At 37.8% G+C, this 20,633-nt stretch carries 19 protein-coding genes; 15 read left to right on the top strand and 4 right to left on the bottom strand.

Annotated features, from left to right (window positions below):
- Positions 1-50 precede the first annotated feature (50 nt).
- Complete coding sequence (locus tag D172_RS11145; protein ID WP_007375877.1) at positions 51-938, bottom strand: LysR family transcriptional regulator; 888 nt, start codon at positions 936-938, stop codon at positions 51-53.
- 415 nt (positions 939-1,353) lie between these two features.
- Positions 1,354-3,723, bottom strand: a complete 2,370-nt coding sequence (locus D172_RS11140; protein WP_007375876.1) for an EAL domain-containing protein — start codon at positions 3,721-3,723, stop codon at positions 1,354-1,356.
- Between the two features lie 207 nt (positions 3,724-3,930).
- On the opposite strand from D172_RS11140, the gene pyrC reads away from it, so the two are divergent.
- The 9 genes from pyrC to D172_RS11095 all read left to right on the top strand — a co-directional run bounded on the left by pyrC (position 3,931) and on the right by D172_RS11095 (position 13,316).
- Positions 3,931-4,983, top strand: coding sequence for a dihydroorotase (pyrC, locus tag D172_RS11135; RefSeq protein ID WP_007375875.1), 1,053 nt, complete (start codon positions 3,931-3,933; stop codon positions 4,981-4,983).
- Positions 4,984-5,406: 423 nt separating this feature from the next.
- The gene (locus D172_RS11130) at positions 5,407-5,610 is read left to right on the top strand and encodes a cold-shock protein (protein ID WP_002961702.1); all 204 of its coding nucleotides are present in this window, start codon (positions 5,407-5,409) and stop codon (positions 5,608-5,610) included.
- Positions 5,611-7,238: 1,628 nt separating this feature from the next.
- A complete protein-coding gene (locus D172_RS11125) occupies positions 7,239-8,009 on the top strand; it encodes a DUF3450 domain-containing protein (protein ID WP_033016274.1) in 771 nt (256 codons plus the stop codon).
- 6 nt (positions 8,010-8,015) lie between these two features.
- Positions 8,016-9,380 (top strand): MotA/TolQ/ExbB proton channel family protein, encoded by a 1,365-nt coding sequence (locus D172_RS11120; RefSeq protein ID WP_007375872.1) that lies wholly within the window; start codon positions 8,016-8,018, stop codon positions 9,378-9,380.
- Positions 9,380-9,904 carry a MotA/TolQ/ExbB proton channel family protein gene (locus D172_RS11115; protein WP_002961709.1) on the top strand — a complete coding sequence of 175 codons (525 nt, stop codon included), beginning with the start codon at positions 9,380-9,382 and terminating at the stop codon, positions 9,902-9,904. Before D172_RS11120 ends, D172_RS11115 begins: the two co-directional genes overlap by 1 nt.
- A gap of 14 nt (positions 9,905-9,918) precedes the next feature.
- Positions 9,919-10,323, top strand: a complete 405-nt coding sequence (locus D172_RS11110) for an ExbD/TolR family protein (protein ID WP_002961710.1) — start codon at positions 9,919-9,921, stop codon at positions 10,321-10,323.
- Positions 10,323-10,940 carry an energy transducer TonB gene (locus D172_RS11105; RefSeq protein ID WP_033016273.1) on the top strand — a complete coding sequence of 206 codons (618 nt, stop codon included), beginning with the start codon at positions 10,323-10,325 and terminating at the stop codon, positions 10,938-10,940. Before D172_RS11110 ends, D172_RS11105 begins: the two co-directional genes overlap by 1 nt.
- A gap of 11 nt (positions 10,941-10,951) precedes the next feature.
- Positions 10,952-12,211 (top strand): tetratricopeptide repeat protein, encoded by a 1,260-nt coding sequence (locus tag D172_RS11100; protein WP_007375869.1) that lies wholly within the window; start codon positions 10,952-10,954, stop codon positions 12,209-12,211.
- Between the two features lie 61 nt (positions 12,212-12,272).
- Positions 12,273-13,316, top strand: coding sequence for a hypothetical protein (locus D172_RS11095; RefSeq protein WP_007375868.1), 1,044 nt, complete (start codon positions 12,273-12,275; stop codon positions 13,314-13,316).
- Between the two features lie 16 nt (positions 13,317-13,332).
- Here D172_RS11095 and D172_RS11090 read toward each other — a convergent pair whose 3' ends face one another.
- Positions 13,333-13,659, bottom strand: coding sequence for a TraR/DksA family transcriptional regulator (locus D172_RS11090; RefSeq protein ID WP_007375867.1), 327 nt, complete (start codon positions 13,657-13,659; stop codon positions 13,333-13,335).
- 61 nt (positions 13,660-13,720) lie between these two features.
- Positions 13,721-14,701: a tRNA-dihydrouridine synthase gene (locus D172_RS11085; RefSeq protein WP_007375866.1), complete on the bottom strand. Its 981-nt coding sequence runs from the start codon at positions 14,699-14,701 to the stop codon at positions 13,721-13,723.
- A gap of 225 nt (positions 14,702-14,926) precedes the next feature.
- Here D172_RS11085 and D172_RS11080 point away from each other — a divergent pair, with 225 nt between their 5' ends.
- The 6 genes from D172_RS11080 (at position 14,927) to dnaX (ending at position 20,576) form a co-directional block, all read left to right on the top strand.
- On the top strand, positions 14,927-15,361 hold the full coding sequence (locus D172_RS11080; RefSeq protein ID WP_007375865.1) for a hypothetical protein: 435 nt from the start codon (positions 14,927-14,929) through the stop codon (positions 15,359-15,361).
- Positions 15,362-15,458: 97 nt separating this feature from the next.
- The gene (locus D172_RS11075) at positions 15,459-16,286 is read left to right on the top strand and encodes a DUF692 domain-containing protein (protein WP_420713810.1); all 828 of its coding nucleotides are present in this window, start codon (positions 15,459-15,461) and stop codon (positions 16,284-16,286) included.
- A gap of 36 nt (positions 16,287-16,322) precedes the next feature.
- On the top strand, positions 16,323-17,075 hold the full coding sequence (locus tag D172_RS11070) for a DNA-binding domain-containing protein (RefSeq protein WP_007375863.1): 753 nt from the start codon (positions 16,323-16,325) through the stop codon (positions 17,073-17,075).
- A gap of 72 nt (positions 17,076-17,147) precedes the next feature.
- The gene (locus D172_RS21860; RefSeq protein WP_007375862.1) at positions 17,148-17,270 is read left to right on the top strand and encodes a hypothetical protein; all 123 of its coding nucleotides are present in this window, start codon (positions 17,148-17,150) and stop codon (positions 17,268-17,270) included.
- A 159-nt stretch (positions 17,271-17,429) separates the two neighbouring features.
- The gene (apt, locus tag D172_RS11065; RefSeq protein ID WP_007375861.1) at positions 17,430-17,975 is read left to right on the top strand and encodes an adenine phosphoribosyltransferase; all 546 of its coding nucleotides are present in this window, start codon (positions 17,430-17,432) and stop codon (positions 17,973-17,975) included.
- 3 nt (positions 17,976-17,978) lie between these two features.
- Positions 17,979-20,576: a DNA polymerase III subunit gamma/tau gene (dnaX, locus tag D172_RS11060; protein WP_007375860.1), complete on the top strand. Its 2,598-nt coding sequence runs from the start codon at positions 17,979-17,981 to the stop codon at positions 20,574-20,576.
- Positions 20,577-20,633 lie beyond the last annotated feature (57 nt).

The raw sequence follows: 20,633 nt of genomic DNA, 5'->3' as shown, positions 1-20,633 counted from the left end.
AGCAACATAAAAACAAGAGTATTGCTTTATGTTACTCATTAGATTGCGATTTATCGACCGTTATTTAGCTTACAGGTATTTAAAAAATGGCGATAAACAGGGTTATCTTTCATATCTTTTTTCATTGCTAAGTACATCGGTCGAGTAAGCCCAAGCGCACCTAGCGGGATGGACTTTATTAAACCTTGGCTTTCATAAGGGGTAACTAGCCAATCAGGTAATGCGGCAACACCCATACCAGCACTCACTAATTGAAAAATAAGGAGTCCTTGATCAACTGTTTTTAAGGTGCCATCGAAACGTGCATTTTGAATAAAGTATTTAAAAATATCTTGGCGTTCGCGCGGGATAGGGTATGAAATAATGGTTTCGTTTTTCAAATCAAGCGCTGTTACATATGCTTTTTTAGCAAGTTCATGATCAGGCGCCACAATAAGCTTCAGTTTAAAATCAAACAAGTGCGCGTATTCTAATGTGTCGGGTTCACGTATATCAGACGTCAAAACTAAGTCGAGTTCATCGTTTAGTAGGTCAGGAATAGCGTCATAACTAAAACCACGCTCGTAATCAATTTTTATATCAGGCCAAAAGTTATTAAATTCTTTGATCGTAGGCAATAACCAATGAAAACATGCATGGCATTCCACACTTAAACGCAGTTGAGAAATAGGCTGGTTTAAGCTTTCTTTTAAACGGCATTTAGTCGCTTCCATTTTTGGTAATATTTCGTGAGCTAACTCAAGTAATAACATTCCTTGGGGCGTGAAGCGGACTGGCTGAGTTTTACGTTCGAATAATTGGCAATCTAATTTATTCTCTAAATCTTTGATTTGATGAGATAAAGCAGACTGTGTTAAAAATAATTCTCGTGCTGTATTAACCAAAGATCCTGTTTCTTTTAGGGTTGCTATGGTTTTTAAATGTTTAATACCAATCATCTTTAAAAATTCTCATGGAAAAAGTGAGTTTAGCTCAGATTAATTACATACTACGCCTATATAAAAAACGTTTCAACGTCTAGATGGCTAAAGTTTTTCTGTTTATTGTCATAAATTTATTAAAAATTTAAATTTCTAATGATAGAAGTCATTTAATACTGACTTTACAAGTTTTATATGAGTTTGCTTCATGTTGAATCAAAGGAAGGAAAAATAATATATATTTTAACTGGACGTAATTTTTAGCGTCGAAAATAACTGCTCGAGATAGATTTATTATCCATAGTTCAGGTTATCTAAGGATGATTTAATCGTGGTGTGAAGTGAGCTCGATAACTACTTCTGCGTTACTTTAGAGGCTTACATCCATGTAAGAATAAGTAAAACCGATTAACAAAGAGTAAAATCGGCTATATTATAGGGGGTTATTTATTAATAATATGGCTTCGTTTGCGCTGACAGGTTTTGATTTCAAAAATCCTTGCCCAAAATCGCATTGCGTCGATTGTAATATAGTTAGTTGTTCTACAGTCTCTATCCCTTCAGCTACGACAGCAAATTTTAATGATTGCGCCAGAGATAAAATGGCCTCAACCAACGGGTTAGTTGAATCTTGAAGGTGGTCAATAAAACTCTTATCAATTTTTAAAACATGAATCGGAAGTTGATGTAAATAGCCTAATGCAGAGTATCCAGTGCCAAAATCATCTAAACAGAGCTTAACTTTTAGAGGGGATAGGCCTTCTATAATTTGCGTTGCTAGATCTAAATTCTCTATTAAACCTGATTCTGTAATTTCTAGGCATAAAGAACCCAAAGGCAATTGATATTTGTTGTAAATAGCATGAATTTGCGCAACAAAATCAAGACTAGCAAAATGCCGAGATGATACATTAACTGTAATTTTTAAGAATCGATGACCTTGCTGGTGCCAGTCTGAAATTTGTTGGGCAGCTAAATCGAGCAAGTGCAAATCAAGGTTTATAATCTGCCCAGTGGTTTCAGCAATAGGAATAAAGTCATTCGGTGAAACAAAGCCTTTTTTAGGGTGATGCCAACGAACTAAGGCTTCAAAACCAATGACTTCACTTTCAGCGATGGTAAAAATTGGTTGAAAATAGAGTTCAAATTCGTTGTGCTCAATACCGTGTTGCAAATCGTTTTCGATATCAGCATGAGTCTTAAGCTTTTTACGCATGGTATTATTAAAAAACTTAACTTGCCCACGACCTGTCGATTTAGCCTCGTACATAGCGGCGTCAGCTTGTTGAAGTAATATATAAGCTTTATCATTTATATTATCACTATATGCAATACCGATACTGGTTGATGCTTGTAATAAATGACCATCAACATCGATTGGTTTTGAAAGTACAGTTTGAATCCGTTTAAGCGCTTCGTTGACTTGGTTCCGATGCGTAATATTTTCCATGAAAATAGCAAACTCATCGCCACCTAAACGGGCAAAGGTATCGGTATTACGAACGGTGGCTTTAATTAATTCACATATTCGAATTAAGAAGTGGTCACCAACTTCATGGCCTAGAGAATCATTAATACTCTTAAATCGGTCAAAATCTAAATATAACAACGCATGGCTGGTGCCTTTTTTGGCACGTGTTAGTCTTAATATAGCGTGCTTCGCACGTTCTATTAATAGTGAACGATTAGCTAGTCCAGTCAATTCATCGTGTAAAGCACGGTGCTCAAGCTCCTGGCGAGCAAGTTGCCTATCTATTGCCATGCTAATTTGACGGCTCACGTACGTTAATAATGAGCTGTCATGCTCACTGTAATGTAAAGACTTATCATAACTTTGAACAACAATAACACCACTGATACGTTCATTTGCTTTAAATGGTACGCCCAACCAAGACTCGGATTGTCGGCCTATCATTTTGAAGTGGCCATCTGCTATTTGTTGTTTGTAATCTTTTTTTGTAAAAAGTAATGGCTGATCTTTTTGTAGTAAATAATATGAGGCAGTGTCTTTAAGTTGCTCTTTTGAAAATTTTTGATGGGTGCTTGTTTGAATACCCTCTTCAACAATGTAGACAATGTCGAGTATATCTACTTGTTTATCGTAAAGTGCAATAAAAAAATTATCTGCACGTAACAAGCTATTAATTATAGCGTGAAGAGATTCAAAAAAAGTATCTAGGTCACTGGCTTTATAAGTTAAGTTAGCTATTTGCAAAAGACTATTTTCAAGCTTTTGCGCATTATTTAATTGCTCAACAGTTTGTTGTAAATTATTGACTGTATTAACTTGGTTTATTTTGGCACTAAGTAAATGTGCGACAGTGGTGAGTATTTCAAGGTGGGCATTAGTAAAATAGTTCTTAATGGGATGTTCACAATCAATTACCCCTAAAATTTGCTCTTTATATATAAGAGGAACACATAATTCTGACTGAGCAGGGCGTTCATCTGCTATATAGCGGCTATCAGTACTTACATCACCAAGCATCACTGCTTCACCGGTGCGTGCAACAAAGCCCGAAATTCCCTCACTAAACTGTATTACCTTTCGTTGCGCTCTATATTTGTAGCGTTGATGGGGGATCCCCATAGATGCAACTTGGTTTAATATAGAAGCTGAGTCATCGGCAAGGTAGATAACACAATCAACAAAGCCAAGTCTATTAACGACTTGAGTTGTTACGTATTCTAGTAACTCTTCTAGAGTATCAAGCTGTAATAAACTAGATGAAAACTGATTAATGATACTAAGCTGTTCAGTTTTTATTTCCAGAGCTTCATTGGTATCGACTTTGTTCGACATAGGCAGCTAATTTTATTCTTTATATTTATAAACACAGCAACTAAGTTAACGTAAACTTTATCTTTCTACAAAATAAAACGATGAATGCTTTTTATGAGCTGTAAAGTTTTATTTAATAGTAGAGCTGACTCCATTATTTTTAATAAGGTCTTTACTCGAAAACCTCCTATGCCTATGATCGGATAAATTCAGCCGTGGAATAAAAAAATGATTAGTAAAACTAAAGATGCAATCACAACACTCACTATAACTCGACCAGATGACTGGCATGTACACTTACGTGATGGCGATCAGCTAAAAGATACCGTTCGCGATATTAGTCGTTATATGGGTCGTGCGATTATTATGCCTAACTTGGTTCCTCCGGCAACATGTACTGATACAGCACTTGAATACCGTGCACGTATTATGGCGGCAGGTCCTCAAGGTGATTTTGAGCCATTAATGGTTTTGTATCTTACTGATAAAACAACACCTGAAGAAATTAAAAAAGCTAAAGAAACAGGTAAAATAGTTGCGGCTAAACTTTACCCAGCAGGCGCTACAACAAATTCTGACTCTGGTGTGACTTCCGTTAAAAATATTTACTCAGTACTAAAAGCAATGCAAGAAGTGGGGATGCTTTTATTGGTTCACGGTGAAGTTACTGATTCGTCGATAGATATTTTTGATCGAGAAAAGGTATTTTTAGATACAATTTTAGGTGATGTTGTTAGCGATTTCCCTGAACTTAAAATTGTACTAGAGCATATTACAACGAAAGATGCGGTAGAGTTCGTAGTAAATGCACCGGATAATGTAGCGGCTACTATTACAGCTCATCATTTACTTTATAATCGTAATCATATGTTAGCAGGGGGGATACGTCCTCATTATTACTGTTTACCAATATTAAAACGTAATACACACCAACAAGCATTAATGGCTGCAGCAATAAGTGGCAATAAAAAATTCTTTTTAGGAACTGATTCGGCTCCGCATTATAAAGACAAAAAAGAAGCTGCTTGCGGTTGTGCTGGGGCATACACAGCTCACGCTGCGATTGAATTATACGCCGAGGCATTTGAAGAAGCTGGTGCACTGGATAAATTAGAAGGTTTTGCTAGTCACTTTGGCCCTGATTTTTATGGTGTTATGCGTAATCAAGATACAATAACACTACAAAGAAATCCTTGGAGAGTTCCCGCTAGCTACTCGCTAGGTGATTCGCATGTTGTTCCCATTAAAGCCGAAGACATGATTGAATGGGAAGTGAGTTAATCATTCAGTAAATCAGCTTAAACTTTATAAATTTTTATGTGATTTTTACTTGCGCTGATCATTGTACAATTTTTGTTTTGATCAAATATTTCGCATTTAAAATACGCGACTGATTCTAAAAAGAGTAACCGAATAGTATTTTTTTGTATTAAAATTAGCCGTTTAGACATTATTTAATAAAAATATATATTTTTAATAAATAATGTCTAATTAATAGAGCGAAATAAAAAATAATGTGTTAATCTTAACTTGCTTTGAGTTTTTGCGTATTGAATTTACGGATATTGTGCTGCGTTTAAGGTTACCGGTTAGGTTATTACTTCTTCCTGTACTATACCTCCATTTTGTGGGCATTGACTCGGGGAGGATATTGCCATAATAATATGGCTGAATTTTAATTATTGACTTACAGGAAAATTTAGTATGTCGGTTACTGGTAAAGTAAAGTTTTTCAACGAAGCTAAAGGCTTTGGTTTCATTGAACAAGAAAATGGTCCTGACGTGTTTGTACATTTCAGCGCAATCACTGGTTCTGGTTTTCGCACTCTTAGCGAAGGTCAAGCAGTGACATTCAGCATCAAGCAAGGTCAAAAAGGCCCTGAAGCTGAGAACGTAGAAGCAGCATAATTTATTATGTGAACCTTCGTTCAACGTGGTGAAACAGTCTATCTGTTTCACCATAATTCCTTTGTTAATACTATTAAATCTTCCTCACTATCTCCTATAAAGCTATCAATTATTACACTGCATACTTAAATTAATTAATTTTAAAGCGCTGATATTTGTTAAATGCATCTTTATTGTTCAAGTAGCAATATTCTTTGAGCATTTGGTTGATCAAGTCGTCAAGCGAAATACCACGTGTATTAAATGACAGGATTATCTTTTTGCTATTAAAGTTTATTATTTTTCTGAGTTAAATTTTATTCTTAGAGATTTTTTTGCGACACGATTTTTTATCTAGTGCTCTCGTTAGCGGCTAAAGCCTTACATTCCTTATAGTCATATCGATCTACATAAGCACTTTATCAATTCAACGAATAAAATAACCATTTAACCTATTTGAAGTTTATTCTTTTTGTCGACACGATTTTCTTATATCAAAATAGATCACTTAATTAAGCGAATTGCTATTATGCAATTTTCTTGGCGTTAAATTGACCCCATTTCTAAGCAGACTTTTATCATAAATCGAACAAGTAAAGCTTCATGTCCTACTTTCAGCCCTTATCTATTTATACAACAAAGAGTCAATTACCTCTAGCAAGACCCTTTGAATAGAATGTATTTGGCATTTATGCATTGTTATCGCCTTTATGAGCACAACGGCACTACAGTAAGCATTGCTGTGTGTGATTGGGCTACGATATTAAAATTAAAAAATTAAACTTCAACAGCTTTTAGTTATTATAAGACTACCTTAAAGCATAGTAGCGAGCTATGTAACGAGGTGAAATGATATAGTTTTCACAGAGCCTACCATAAAAATTGTAATTGAATTAAATAGATCATATTCAAGATAGGTGACTAACGTTGATTGTAGTAACAACTTCAAGCTGCTCAGATTGGAGTATAGTATTTCATTGAAAGCTTGTTCCTAAAATTAGCCATCCCTGATACATGCCCAGCAAAAGATAAATTCAAATATTTGGACAACTTCTGAGAGTAATAAATTAATAACTAATTGCACACTGTGCATCATTTGGTTTGTAACCAACCACTTTACTCTCCATTAATATTGGGTAATGGAAATATTAATATGCGATATTCGAAGTGAATATTAATTCAATATAAAGGCATTTTGTGATGTTTTCTTGTGCGATAAACGGTTTGTTTTTTCAGATGAAGCGTTTAAAACCAGTTAAAAAGGCATAAAGTTAGCCAAAAAAAAACTTATATGAGAAATAAGTATATTTTTTTTTGTTTTTTTTCAGGGCGAATTCATTTTCAATTGAATGTTGCATTTTTGTTGTTTTTATAAGGGCGACACCCAATAAACATACCCCTTAAAAGGCTTTGATAGAAATATTAAGAATAAGACTGGTTACAATATTGTTAACATTTGGTATGCAGTCCTTTAGTGTAAGCTTTGAACCGGCTATTTATTTACTGAGATAAGCAAACATCAAGTTGACAGCGCTTATTGCATTTAGCATTATTGGAAGGTTGATATCTATTAAAAGATATCAGGGTTGTCTTCCTTATGGGTTGATAATTAAATTATAAAAGTAACATTACTTAATTGGTTGGGAACTATGTCTGTTAAAATCAGAAAGAGTCTTGTAGCAACTGCGTTGGTTGGCGCATTTGCATTTGCAAGCAGCAATGTGATTGCAGATCCTTTGAATGACGTGCAAAAAGCAGGTCAACAAATTCAAAAGGCTGCTGTTAAGTCTCAAACTAAAATTGACAATGTATATGGTCAAACTCAAGAGCTAATCGCTGAGTACCGTAGCATCGTTGATGAGACTGAACTTATGAAAGTGTATAACGATCATGTATCACGCTTGGTTGATAGCCAAAATGCGTCTATTGAATCGTTTGATCGTCAAATCGCTACTATTGATAACACTAAACAAAACGTTGTGCCTTTGATGTATCGCATGATCGATACGCTTGAGCAATTCATCAAAGCGGACGTTCCATTTAATCTTGAAACGCGTTTAGGACGTGTTGAAAGACTACGTGAAATCATGGTTTCTGCGTCTGTAACGACGTCTGAAAAATTCCGTCAAGTACTTGAAGCTTACACTATTGAAACAGCATACAGTTCACTTGTATCTGCTTCACAAGGTACATTAGAAGTTGATGGTAAGAGCATTAACGTTGATATCGGTCAATTAGGTCGTATCACGTACGTTGCTCAATCTTTTGACTTGAAACATGCTTGGGTGTGGGATAACAACACTAAACAGTGGAAAGAATTAGGTGAAGAATACCTAAAACCTGTTAAAGAAGTTATTCGTATGGCGCGTAAGCAAGCGACATTAGAACTTGTTAAACTACCTATCTTTGGCGCGGAGTAATCAATAATGAAGAAACTATTTAAAGGTTTTGCTGTTGCAGCAGTACTAACTGTTTCTGCAGGTACCGCGCTTAATGCACATGCAAATACTGGAGCTCTAGATAAAATCCTTGAGCAAGTAAAGCAAGAGCGTATCTCTGAAGGTAAAATTAATAAGCAACGTGAGCAAGAGTTCTTATCTGAACGTGCTGACAAGCAATCATTACTTAACAAAGCTAAAAGCCAACTTGCTTCTGAAAAAGCACGTGGCGTTAGTTTAGCTAAGAAATATGCACAAAATGAAAATACTTTAGCAGAGAAAGAGCAAGCTCTTCAAAGCGCACAAGGTACTTTAGGTGAAATGTTTGGTGTTGTACGTCGTGCAGCTCAAGACGCTATCGGTTCGATCGAAGCATCACTTGTTAGTGCTGAAAAGCCAGGTCGTGCTGAAATATTACGTTCATTAGCTGCTGCTAAAGAACTTCCAACTGTTCGTGAATTAGAAGAACTTTGGATTTCACTACAAACAGAAATGACTGAATCAGCTAAAGTTTCAACATTCGAAACTGAAGTTGCTGGCCTTGATGGTAACCCGTCAATGAAGAAAGTAACGCGTATCGGTAACTTTAACTTAGTTACAGACGATGGTTACTTAATTTATTCACCAGAGACTAAGTCTATCCAGCCTCTAGGTAAACAACCAGATGGTTACATTCTAGACGGTATCACAGCGCTTGAAAATACATCTCCAGATAACTACGCTGGTGTTTATATTGACCCGACTCGTGGTGCTATCTTACGTATCAATACTCAAAAAGCGACCCTTATGGAATACTTCCATCAAGGTGGCGTAGTTGGTTATATCATCACAGCCTTACTAGGCCTAGGTATGCTAATTACTCTAATTCGCTTTGTTGACCTTACGCTTACTACTAGTAAGATTAAGAGCCAACTTAAAAATGTTGCTACACCGAATACAAATAACCCACTGGGTCGTATTCTTAAAGTGTACCATGACAACAAGAACCAAGATGTTGAAAACCTTGAGCTTAAACTTGATGAAGCGATTCTACGTGAAACGCCACGCATCGAAGCTGGTATCAATATAATCAAGATTCTTGCTGCAATCGCACCATTACTAGGTCTACTAGGTACTGTAATCGGTATGATCTTAACGTTCCAAACAATCACATTGTTCGGTACGGGTGATCCGAAGATCATGGCAGGTAACATCTCTCTAGCACTTGTAACTACAGCGCTAGGTCTAATTGCTGCATTACCACTAATTCTACTTCATGCTCTAGTAGCTGGTCGTAGTAAGTCGGTATTACACATCCTTGATGAGCAAAGCGCGGGTATCGTTGCTACTCACGCGGAGAAGGAGAAAGCCTAATGCTAGTCCTGATGGAGATATGGGAATCTATCAGGGATTTTGTTGGCACAGGCGGCCAGGTTTTATACGTGGTCGCGATAGCACTCTTTCTGATGTGGGTTTTAATGATTGAGCGCTATTGGTTCTTACTTGCAGAGTTTCCTCGCACAGCGAAAGAAATTGTAGCAAAGTGGGATGCCCGCCAAGACACTACGTCTTGGTACGCACACAGAATCCGTGAAGCATGGATTTCTGAAGCGTCTGAAAAATTAGATCAGCGTATGTTGTTGATTAAGACATTAGTAGCTGTTTGTCCTTTAATAGGCTTACTTGGTACTGTTACTGGTATGATCTCGGTTTTCGAAACCATGGCCAACCAGGGTACAGGTAACGCACGATTAATGGCATCAGGTATTTCAATGGCAACAATCCCGACAATGGCTGGAATGGTTGCGGCACTATCTGGAGTATTTTTTAGCTCACGTCTTGAGACAAAAGCTAAAATGGTGAAAGCCAAACTTATTGATAGTATGCCTCATCACTAGAGAGAGAATTAAATATGGCACGTAAACAACGTTTTCGTGAAGAAGAAGAAGCAGCGGTTGATATGACGCCAATGCTTGACATCGTATTTATCATGCTTATTTTCTTTATCGTAACTACATCGTTCGTTAAAGAGGCTGGTATCGAGGTCAATAAACCAAAAGCTGCCCAAGCTACTAAGCAAAAAAATGCTAACATTTTTATTGCTATCCGTAGTAACGGCGAAATCTGGATTGATAAACAGCAGGTTGATGTTGAACGTATTTCAGCAAAAATCGAAAGTTTATTAGCAGAACAACCTACTGAAGTTGTGATTTTGCAAGCTGATAAAGAAGCAAAACATGGCGTAGTGGTTAAAGTTATGGACCAGATTAAAGCGACGGGTGATAACCTGAGAATTTCAATAGCTGGAGATCAGTAATGATTCGTTTTCTGTTTTCACTGATTGCAGGTGGGGCAGTTACTTTCGGCTTGTTCTACTTCATGGCTTTCCTCATCTCTGGTGGGGCTGACCGTAATACGGAACAAAAAGAGCAGATCATAGTCGAAATAATGACGAATCCGCCTGAATCTAAGGTGCAGGAGAGGAAGCGTGTACCGCCTCCGCCTCCTCCGCCACCAAAGCAGCCGCCTAAACCGCAGCCGCCACAGCCGGAAAATAACAGTCCAACACCTGGTGCTATGTCATTTAATATGGGAAGCATTGATGTTGGTAGTTCGGCAGGTGGACTAAGTGGTCCTGGTGCATTTGGACGTGATGGTGATGCGACACCTATCGTTCGTATAGAACCAAAATATCCAACGCAAGCAGCACGTGATGGTAAAGAAGGTTGGGTTCAACTTTCGTTCACAATTGATGAGTTAGGTGGAGTGACTGACGTTGAAGTAATTGACGCCGATCCAAAACGTATCTTTGACCGTGAAGCTAAGCGTGCATTGCGTAAGTGGAAGTACCGTCCTAAGATCATTGACGGAAAACCTCAAATACAACCGGGTTTACAAGTTCAATTAGACTTTAAACTTAACCAAGGCAATTAAGGAGGCGAGTAATGAGAAATTTTTCTAAAGTAACTGCTCTTGCGATTCTTATGTCTGTGTCAGGTGCTACATTAACAGCATCTGTTTTAGCGGCGCCAGACTACGCAAAGATTGAAGAGCGTAAGAAAGCAAAAACTAAAATCATGGGCGAGCGTACTGGTAAAAAGGTAATTAAAGCGTTTGATTTGTACGGTGAAGAAAAAGTTGAAGAAGCAATTGTTCTGCTAAAAGATATTGATCCATCTAATGACTTTGATAAGGCGACTGTAAATCGTTACTTAGGTAGCATGTACGCGCAGGTAGAAAAGTATGATGAAGCGATTAAATATACTAAGCAGGCGGTTGCGCCAGATGTTTTAAACTTTGCTGATCAGGAACAATCCCTTAAGTTATTAGGCGATTTACTTATTGGTACTCAAAAGTATCAAGAAGCTAAAAAAGCATATTTAGCATGGATTGATTTTACGGGCGATGAAGATCCGAAAGTTTACACACGTATTGCGCAAGCTAACTACGAGTTGAAACAATTTCGTGATGTTTTCGGTCCAGCAGACAAAGCAATTTCGCTTCAAAAGGAGCCGAACAAAGCTCCTTACCAATTAAAGTTAGGCTCTTATTTCGAGCTTAAAGACTATAATAATATGGTCAAAGTTGGTGAAGAAATTGTTCGTGTTTGGCCTGATGATAAAAAAGCTTGGGTTAGTTTAGGTAAATATTACCTACAAACTGAAAACTACAAAAAAGGTCTTTCGACCATGGAAGTAGCATTCAACCAAGGTTTTTTTGAAGCTGAAGTCGATTACAAAGTATTGTCTAACTTCTATTCTTTAAATGAAATTCCTTTTAAAGCGGCTGTTACGCTTGAGAAGGCTATTAAAGAAAAGAATGTTAAACGTACTAAGCAAAACGTTAGCGCGATTGCTAGTAATTACCATCGTTCTAAAGATCTCGTTAAAGCTGCTAAGTATTATGAAGAAGCTGCTAAATTTGATGAAGACGCTGAGCTTTACCGCAAAGCAGGTTCATTACTTTTACAGTCTGAAAAATTTAGTGCTGCTGTTGTTCGTTTGAACAAAGCATTAGAGCTAGGCTCTGATAAAAAGGGCACTATTTACTCAGATTTAGCTGAAGCATATTATTACCAAGGCAAGTACAAGCAAGCTCATGCTGCTATTACTAAAGCCATGGATGACCCACGCACTCGCAAGTTTGCAAAGGGTTGGGCTACATACATTAAAGATAAAGCCGCTCGCAACGGTGTTAAAATTTAATTTTTATTAGCTAAAGCAACTTTTAAAAAGCCCCTCTGGGGCTTTTTTTATTGGAATTACTATGTATAAAAAGCTCTCTTTTTCATTACTACTGTGTCTATTTTTAGTCGCATGTTCAAAGCAGCCTCAACCTTACGAGTCATTTGAAGATGCACAAGTCGGTTTAAAAACTTTAAACATGGCGCTTGTACTATCAGGCGCTAATAAAACAGATAAAATTACTAAAGAGCAATTGGTCTTTTCTGATGCATATTTAGCTAAACGCCATACTATTTATCAGAACTTAATGGGCATGGAGCTTAATCTCAATCAAATAGCGCAAGTAAATTACTTGGTTATTGCAGAGCGTTTTCCTGAGCGCTATTTTAATTGGCCGGCTCAAGTAGATGTATTAAAGAACATGCTTGCTTTTGAAGGCACAAAAAACACACCGGATAATGTTATTACCTGGCTTAAGTTAACCCAAGAAACGTTAGACAGTGCTAAACAAAGCAATTTAAAACTGAATAAAGTTGAACTTGCATTGTTACAAAGTTATGTATTGAGTGCGATAGGCACTAACGACGTTCAACCAGCGCTTAAGAGCCATATAAGAGCTTTTAGCGATTATTTAGCTAGTTACAGGCCCAGGGGGAGTGTTGGTCTAAGAGGCCTGCCAAATGGAACCCAGTGGTATCAGAGCAAACTTAATTACTTTAGTGGCGAAGTACATTCACCATTAGAATGGGTTACTCTTTTAAATGAAAAAATAAAAGTATTAGATCGTGTTGCATTCGACAGTAAACAGCCAACTTCTCACCAGAAATCGTTTTTAGTTAAGTATTTATCTGATGAAAAATTAATAGAAGGCTTGGATTGGCAGGCTAACTATCAAGACTTACCTGCAATGGCGAGCAATATGGACATGTCTGATAAAGATAAAACATTGATGCTTGCGATGATGGAATCAGATATAGGTATTCACTATCATGCGTGGACTTTGCCTCAAGCAAAGGTGAACCTTGTAAAGCGCCTAAAAATGAGTCCAGAAGAGGCTCAGTATTTAGTTGAAGATATAATTCTCTACCCTGGGCAATCATTTAGTTTTATAAAGCAAATGATGTAATGATGTGAAAGTGCGCTTATGGTGCGCACTTTATACATCGTTGAGTTGCAGGGTCTTGCTCAAGTAACTTTGCTGATATTTTTTCTTCGCAGTCACAACAGTAACCATATTGGCCAATCTCTATTTGGCTAACGGCAGCTTCTAATTTAGTCATGCGACTAATTAAAATAGCATACTCCGGACCTAACTTTTCTGCCGCACAGTCTAACCATTCATTGTTGGCTTTATTATCTAAAATTTGTATTAAATGGTGATGTGCAGGGTAGGCTGATTTAGAAAGCATAGTTAATATATTTAATTTAACTTGCGCTATTTCATCGTTCAGTCTTTGTTGATGATGCATTATCAGTACAACCTTATTAAATTGGCTTTACGTTATACTGATATTATCTATAGGCTTTAAGTTAGCTGTTATGATTTGAATCAAGTTGCGGTGCTTTGGCGTATTTATTTAATACGCTTGCCACATCTTCTTTACTTTTTAAACGTCTGATTTCATCAAATAAATCGATAGCTTGTGGGTATTGGCGTTTTAGGTAACCAAGCCATTGTTTAGTACGTGACGCAAAATATTTTTCATCCTTTGCAGGGTCTTGATGGATAGCAGAGTGGATTAAGTGATAAATAATATGCTCCCACTCAAGTCCATCATATTGTTCATTATTTACATGAGCTTTAATTTTTTTTGCTAAATCAGGGTGCGAAAGGGCGCCACGACCAAGCATTAAATTAGTACATCCACTTCGTTTTTGGCAAAGCATTGCGTCTTCTACTTGCCAAATTTCACCATTGGCAACAACGGCAATATTTTTATCTTTTATTATTGGTGGAATTTTTTCCCAATAAGCAGGCGGATTATAGCCATCACGTTTGGTGCGAGCATGTATTGCAATGCTATTTGCTCCAGCACTGACAACCGCATCTACAATTTCTTGGCTGTTACTATCATCATCAAATCCTAAGCGAATTTTTGCACTAACTTCATGCTGATCATCTACAGCGTCTCGGACTGCTTTAATAATCGTATACATGTGGTCAGGATCTTTAAGCAGCACAGCCCCACCTCGACTACGGTTAACCGTTTTTGCTGGACAGCCAAAATTAAGATCAACACCGTGAGAACCTAATGCAATAGCTCTAATCGCATTTTCTGCTAAAGGGTTCGCTTCTTGTCCGAGTAGTTGGATACGCACAGGCGTTCCTGCTCGCGTAAAACCATTATTATGTAATTCAGGGCAATAGCGGTGAAAAACTTTATCGGGTAAACATGTTTCAACCACTCTTACAAACTCGGTAACGCATAAATCGAACCCACCGATGTCGGTGAGTAATTGACGCATTTTAAAATCGACAACACCTTCCATAGGCGCTAAAACAAGTTTCATAAGGTGATTATTTCTGAGAAAAACAGGACGCATAGTTTACCTGTAAATCTTACATTGATAAATCTGTAATTACCGACCATATTTAATGAAGTAAGTGCAAAAGCAAATATTATGAAAATAATTGAAAGTTTTTATTTTTGTGCGGGTCTACTTAAGCATACAAGCAATTTAAAAATACATTTATATTGCTGAGATTTACAATCCTTGATTAAAGAGAGTCATAAAATGAATACAGTTAGAAAAAATACAATCGCGTTAACTTTAGGTGCAGTAGTTGTTGGCTCTGCAAGTTTTGTATCTGCTGATGTACAAGCTAACCCATTTGAGTTTCAACAATTAGTGACAGGTTATCAACTAGATGCAGCTGAAGGTAAATGTGGCGAAGGCAAATGTGGCGGCGATGCTAAAGGCAAAAAAGAAGGCAAGTGCGGCGAAGGCAAATGTGGCGGCGATGCCAAAGGTAAAAAAGAAGGCAAGTGCGGCGAAGGTAAATGTGGCGGCGATGCAAAAGGTAAAAAAGAAGGCAAGTGCGGCGAAGGTAAATGTGGCGGCGACGCAAAAGGTAAAAAAGAAGGTAAGTGCGGCGAAGGTAAATGTGGCGGCGACGCAAAAGGTAAAAAAGAAGGTAAGTGCGGCGAAGGTAAATGTGGTGGCCGTTAATATCTTATTTTAAATAAGGTATGCTAAAAGGGCCTTAAGGCCCTTTTTTGTTAAGTTAGAGGTAGTTATGACACAAACTAAAAGTATAGATTTCGGAATGGTTGGTCTTGGCCTCCGACGAGAAATGCTTAATGAACTGCTTGAACACGTACCTAATCAAGTAGATTTTTTAGAAGTTGCACCAGAGAATTGGCTAAAATTAGGTGGGCGCTTTAAGAAACAGTTTAAAACATTAACAGATGCAAATAATTTTGTGTGCCATGGATTGTCACTTTCTATCGGCTCGCCTGAGCCACTGGATGTTGAATTTGTTAAATCTTTAAAAGTTTTTTTTAAAGAGCACAATATAAAAATTTTTAGTGAGCACTTAAGTTACTGCTCTGGCGCGGGCCATATGTATGACTTAATGCCTATTCCGTTTACTCAAGATGCGATAGCACACGTTGTACCACGTATTAAGCAAGTTCAAGATATACTTGAGCAACAAATTGCGATAGAAAATGTTTCTTATTATGGTGCTCCTGGGCAGCAATTATCAGAGCTTGAATTTACGAATACTATTTTAGAGCAAGCTGACTGTAAGCTTTTACTCGATGTGAATAACATTTACGTTAATTCGATAAATCATGGCTATAACGCGCAAGCATTTTTAACAGGGTTACCTTCTGAGCGTATTGCTTATGGACACGTTGCAGGGCACTACAATGAGGCTGATGACTTAATAGTTGATACACATGGCGCAGATGTCATTGATCCTGTGTGGAAGCTACTTGATAAGGCGTACGAAGTACATGGTGTGTTTCCAACTTTGCTTGAGCGTGACTTTAATATACCTACTATGAATGTGTTAACCAAAGAGTTGGATATAATTCATGGGCTGCAAGCTAAATACCTTAATTCAAGTGTTTCAAAACAACGAGCTTAATATAAGCCTTTATAAACATTAAAAGAGTGCCTAGTGATGAGCTTTATTGAAATACAAAACGAATTTATGGCGCATATTCGCGAGCCTAAAAAAAATAAACGGCCCAGCGGTATTGAAGATAGACGTATGGCCATTTATCGCGATCTATTTTTTAATAATATTGAAGGTTTTGTATCATCAGGTTTTCCGGTGTTAAAAACCTTATACACAGACAAACAATGGCATTCCCTCGTACGTCAGTTCTTTAGCGAATATGATTGTCATTCGCCGTACTTTTTAGATATAGCAGGGGAGTTTATTAATTACTTATCAAGTGATTATAAAATGAAAAAACACGACCCCGTGTTTATGCTAGAGCTTGCTCATTACGAATGGGTAGAGCTAGATGTATCGATTGCACATGAAGATGAGCAAGCGCAAAAATTACAAACAACAGCACTCACTAGTTCTGCTTTGTATTTATCTAACGCTGCAAGAAATTTAAGTTATCAATTTCCGGTTCAAAATATCAGCACAGAGTTTATACCTAAAGAGCCATCAACTCAGCCTAATTACTTTGTTGTATATAGAGACGAAAATGATGATGTGCAGTTTTTAGCAACAAATGCGATGACAGCTTTGCTATTGTCAATCATAGAGGTAAGTGAAGGTGCGACATTTGACAACGTTTGCCAACAGGTATTAGCTCACGCTCCACAATTTAATGCAGAGCAAATTGCTCAAGGTGCGTTGGTTACCCTTAATGCAATGGTTGAACGCGGTGTCATTGTGACAAAAAATCAAGATTAAGGTCTTTATTGATAATTTTACATCGTCTATTATGACAGCCTTATTTGCCGTGCTTAATAAAAGGTTGTACCAATGTCAGATGATAAAGACTTTAAAGATCCGTTCAACGCTACTTACTTTCTTGCATTTTTAGCTATATTTGCAGGAATTGGTTGTTTAAATGCAATTTTAGGTTGGATCACTAGCTTAACCTAAAATGCATAGCGTTTATTAAGGCTGTTGTTTACTTCAGCCTTGAACCTCTTTATTTTTAATTACCCCGCTTAAACTATAATAACGTCAAACTCGCATTTAAAGGTCAGTTAAGGTTATAATCACCTGCTTTGTAATATAAATAATTGAGCAGTTAAAATTATGACTCAAGTAACACCAGCAATTATCAAAAACAGCATCACTACAATTGCTGATTATCCAAAAGCGGGCATTATGTTTCGCGATGTAACTACTTTAATGGCAAATCCAGAAGCCTTTAAAGCCACAATTGACGCTTTTATCGCTGAATATAAAGATCAAGGTTTTACTAAAATAATTGGCACAGAATCGCGTGGCTTTATTTTTGGTGCGCCGTTATCTTACGCGTTAGGCATTCCCTTTATTCCAGTACGTAAACCAGGTAAGTTGCCGCGCGAAGTTATTCGTCAAGATTACTTGCTAGAATACGGTGAAGATACATTAGAGCTGCATGTAGATGCAATTGTACCTGGCGATAAAGTATTGTTAGTGGATGATTTATTAGCTACTGGCGGTACAATTGAAGCCACTGCTAAATTAGTTCATAAACTAGGTGGCGAAGCTACAGATGCAGCATTTGTTGTGTCATTACCAGAACTAGGTGGCGAGCAGCGCATCAAGAAAATGGGTATTAAAATCCTAAAATTGGTTGAATTCGAAGGCGAGTAATCGATGAGTTATCAGGTTCTAGCGAGAAAATGGCGTCCTCAAACCTTTCATGAATTGGTTGGGCAGTCTCATGTTAAGCAAGCGCTTGTAAATGCGCTTACACAAAATAGACTGCATCACGCTTATTTATTCACTGGAACCCGCGGTGTGGGTAAAACGACCATTGCGCGTATTTTTGCTAAAAGCTTAAATTGCGACGAAGGTATATCTGCAAATCCGTGTGGTCAATGTAGCAGCTGTTTAGATATAGAAGCAGGACGCTATATTGACTTACTCGAAATAGATGCGGCTTCTCGAACTAAAGTAGAGGACACCCGCGAAATACTCGATAACGTTCAATATGCGCCAACGCGTGGACGTTATAAAGTATATCTAATCGATGAAGTTCACATGCTCTCAAAGCACAGTTTTAATGCACTTTTAAAAACGCTTGAAGAGCCACCAGAGCATGTGAAATTTTTATTGGCGACCACCGATCCTCAAAAATTACCAGTTACTATTTTATCTCGCTGTCTACAATTTAACTTAAATGCCTTGTCGCAAAGTGAAATTAAAGCACAGCTTGAGCACGTACTTACTCAAGAACAGCTCAGCTATGACAATGATGCACTTAGTATTATTGCAAAAGCCGCTGACGGCAGTATGCGTGACGCACTGAGCTTAACCGATCAAGCTATAGCACAAACAAATGGTGATATTAATAATCAAGCAGTACAAACAATGCTTGGTTTGATGGATACACATTATAGCCAAAGCCTATTAGCTGCACTACTTGCCCAAGATGGCACAGCTTTAATGAGCGAAATAGCACACGTTGCGAGCAGAAACCCAAACTATATTGCCTTACTTGATGATTTAATTGCGTTAACACATTTAACTCAACTGACTCAATTAGTACCACAGGCAGCAGGGCTTGATGAAACGAACGCTGATTACATAACGCACGTTGCACAGCATACGAGTCCGCAACAAATACAAATTTATTACCAGTTACTTTTAAACGGTAAAAAAGATTTACAATGGGCACCAGAGCCTCGATTAGGTTTTGAAATGCTTATGCTAAGATTATTAGCATTTAAGCCTACAGATGCCCAACAAGTTGTACACACAGCCAACGAAGAGCCCGTCCAAAATAAACAAGGCCGAGCAAATGCACTGCGAGATATATTAAATAAAAACAAAACATCGCAAGACACCGTAGCTAGCCAAAGCAGTGCTCCAGTAAATAATACTAAGCCAGTTAGCAATACAGAACAGCCTAGAGCCGTTGAGATAGAGCCTTTACCTAATGCTGCCGCTCAGACATCAAATAATGACGTCGTGCAAAGTAATAATGAGCCAGCCCAAGTTGCAGTAGTTCAACCAGTTCAACCAGTTCAACAAAGTGAAAACGCTTCAAAGCAACAGGATTCAGCTAATGAGCCACCGCAAACCAATGTTGTTTCGGATGCTCAAACACAGCGTCAAAGTGAAGATGAAGCTTACATGCAACACAGTGATGTAGAGCAAACATTGGCCGCGCAGTTTGATGATGTGATGAGTAGCGCTGTTGATCAGGGGTTTAATCCACAAAAAGATATAAGTGCTAATCAGCAAAATCATTTGCCGGAACACTCAACAAGTATTGAAAAAAATAGTTTTGACCCGCAATCAGATTTGCAAAACCAGCAACAACACGATGAAAATGCTTCGATAGTTGAACGCGAGGCAAAAGCGCAATCGGCTATTGCGCGAATATTGCGTGATCGTAATATATCAGGCTCAGGAAAGCTTTCTGGGACAAACTTAAATACGGCAAAGGCTAGTTCATCAAACGTATCTAACAGTACTGTTACTAACCGTACTCATAATATCGGTGAAGTGCCAAAAAATGAAAATACAGTGGCTCAGTCAGCTGAGCGGCCAAATAGCGCTGTATCACAAAACCATAAGTCAGTACCTACACAGTCAGACAACCCGCCTTGGGCTACTGATACAGTAGGTGAAAGTGAAAAAAAGCCACCGCTCCCAGTAACGGGGAGCCAAACACCGGCTAATAATCAAGGTTTTGACAAACCTGAAAAAATAGATTTTAAAGCAAAGCACCAAACAATTACTGAAAATCTAGCGCCAGAGCTGCTTGAGCAAATAAACCCTCAAAAAGTACCTGAAGCAGCGCCCGAGGAAATTAGCATTCCCGTGCCTGATGATTTTCAAAGTCCAATTAGTGAAATTAGGTTTGCACACCAACAAGATGAGTGGGCTTATTTAATTAAACGTATGGGACTGGGCGGTCGTATGCGCCAATTTGCGTTGCATTCAATATTTACCAAGCAAGGCAACAGTTTACATATAGATGTTGATGAATCTCAAAAGCATTTAGATACACCGATGCTTCGCCAGAGGTTAGATGCCGCATTGTCGAGTATTTATGAGCATAACGTGTCGTTAAGTATTAATTTTGCTAAGGGAGTTATTGATTCTCCTTATCTTATTCAGCAAAAAATTGATGCAGGTCGTCATCAACAAGCAATCGATGTGATCACATCGGATGAAAACATAGTACAATTTCAGCAAGTATTTAGCGCCGAAATTGACGAAAACAGTATTCAGGCATTGTAATTACTTACAATCGCCCTTATGTTCATGTTAATTAATGTATTAAAAGAAAGAGAGAAA

This window comes from Pseudoalteromonas sp. Bsw20308, from assembly GCF_000310105.2.
In the GTDB taxonomy this organism is placed as follows: Bacteria; Pseudomonadota; Gammaproteobacteria; order Enterobacterales; family Alteromonadaceae; genus Pseudoalteromonas; species Pseudoalteromonas fuliginea.
Note: the sequence above shows the minus strand (reverse complement) of the source record. Positions and strands in the feature narration are given on the sequence as shown.

Coding starts and splice junctions, on each gene's coding strand:
- D172_RS11085 (WP_007375866.1), bottom strand. CDS start 14,701: ATGAAACTTGTTTTAGCGCCTATGGAAGGTGTTGTCGATTTTAAAATG.
- pyrC (WP_007375875.1), top strand. CDS start 3,931: ATGATTAGTAAAACTAAAGATGCAATCACAACACTCACTATAACTCGA.
- D172_RS11080 (WP_007375865.1), top strand. CDS start 14,927: ATGAATACAGTTAGAAAAAATACAATCGCGTTAACTTTAGGTGCAGTA.
- D172_RS11125 (WP_033016274.1), top strand. CDS start 7,239: ATGTCTGTTAAAATCAGAAAGAGTCTTGTAGCAACTGCGTTGGTTGGC.
- D172_RS11095 (WP_007375868.1), top strand. CDS start 12,273: ATGTATAAAAAGCTCTCTTTTTCATTACTACTGTGTCTATTTTTAGTC.
- D172_RS11110 (WP_002961710.1), top strand. CDS start 9,919: ATGGCACGTAAACAACGTTTTCGTGAAGAAGAAGAAGCAGCGGTTGAT.
- D172_RS11140 (WP_007375876.1), bottom strand. CDS start 3,723: ATGTCGAACAAAGTCGATACCAATGAAGCTCTGGAAATAAAAACTGAA.
- D172_RS11070 (WP_007375863.1), top strand. CDS start 16,323: ATGAGCTTTATTGAAATACAAAACGAATTTATGGCGCATATTCGCGAG.
- D172_RS11075 (WP_420713810.1), top strand. CDS start 15,459: ATGGTTGGTCTTGGCCTCCGACGAGAAATGCTTAATGAACTGCTTGAA.
- D172_RS11120 (WP_007375872.1), top strand. CDS start 8,016: ATGAAGAAACTATTTAAAGGTTTTGCTGTTGCAGCAGTACTAACTGTT.
- D172_RS11100 (WP_007375869.1), top strand. CDS start 10,952: ATGAGAAATTTTTCTAAAGTAACTGCTCTTGCGATTCTTATGTCTGTG.
- D172_RS11130 (WP_002961702.1), top strand. CDS start 5,407: ATGTCGGTTACTGGTAAAGTAAAGTTTTTCAACGAAGCTAAAGGCTTT.
- D172_RS11105 (WP_033016273.1), top strand. CDS start 10,323: ATGATTCGTTTTCTGTTTTCACTGATTGCAGGTGGGGCAGTTACTTTC.
- D172_RS11145 (WP_007375877.1), bottom strand. CDS start 938: ATGATTGGTATTAAACATTTAAAAACCATAGCAACCCTAAAAGAAACA.
- D172_RS11090 (WP_007375867.1), bottom strand. CDS start 13,659: ATGCATCATCAACAAAGACTGAACGATGAAATAGCGCAAGTTAAATTA.
- apt (WP_007375861.1), top strand. CDS start 17,430: ATGACTCAAGTAACACCAGCAATTATCAAAAACAGCATCACTACAATT.
- dnaX (WP_007375860.1), top strand. CDS start 17,979: ATGAGTTATCAGGTTCTAGCGAGAAAATGGCGTCCTCAAACCTTTCAT.
- D172_RS11115 (WP_002961709.1), top strand. CDS start 9,380: ATGCTAGTCCTGATGGAGATATGGGAATCTATCAGGGATTTTGTTGGC.
- D172_RS21860 (WP_007375862.1), top strand. CDS start 17,148: ATGTCAGATGATAAAGACTTTAAAGATCCGTTCAACGCTACTTACTTT.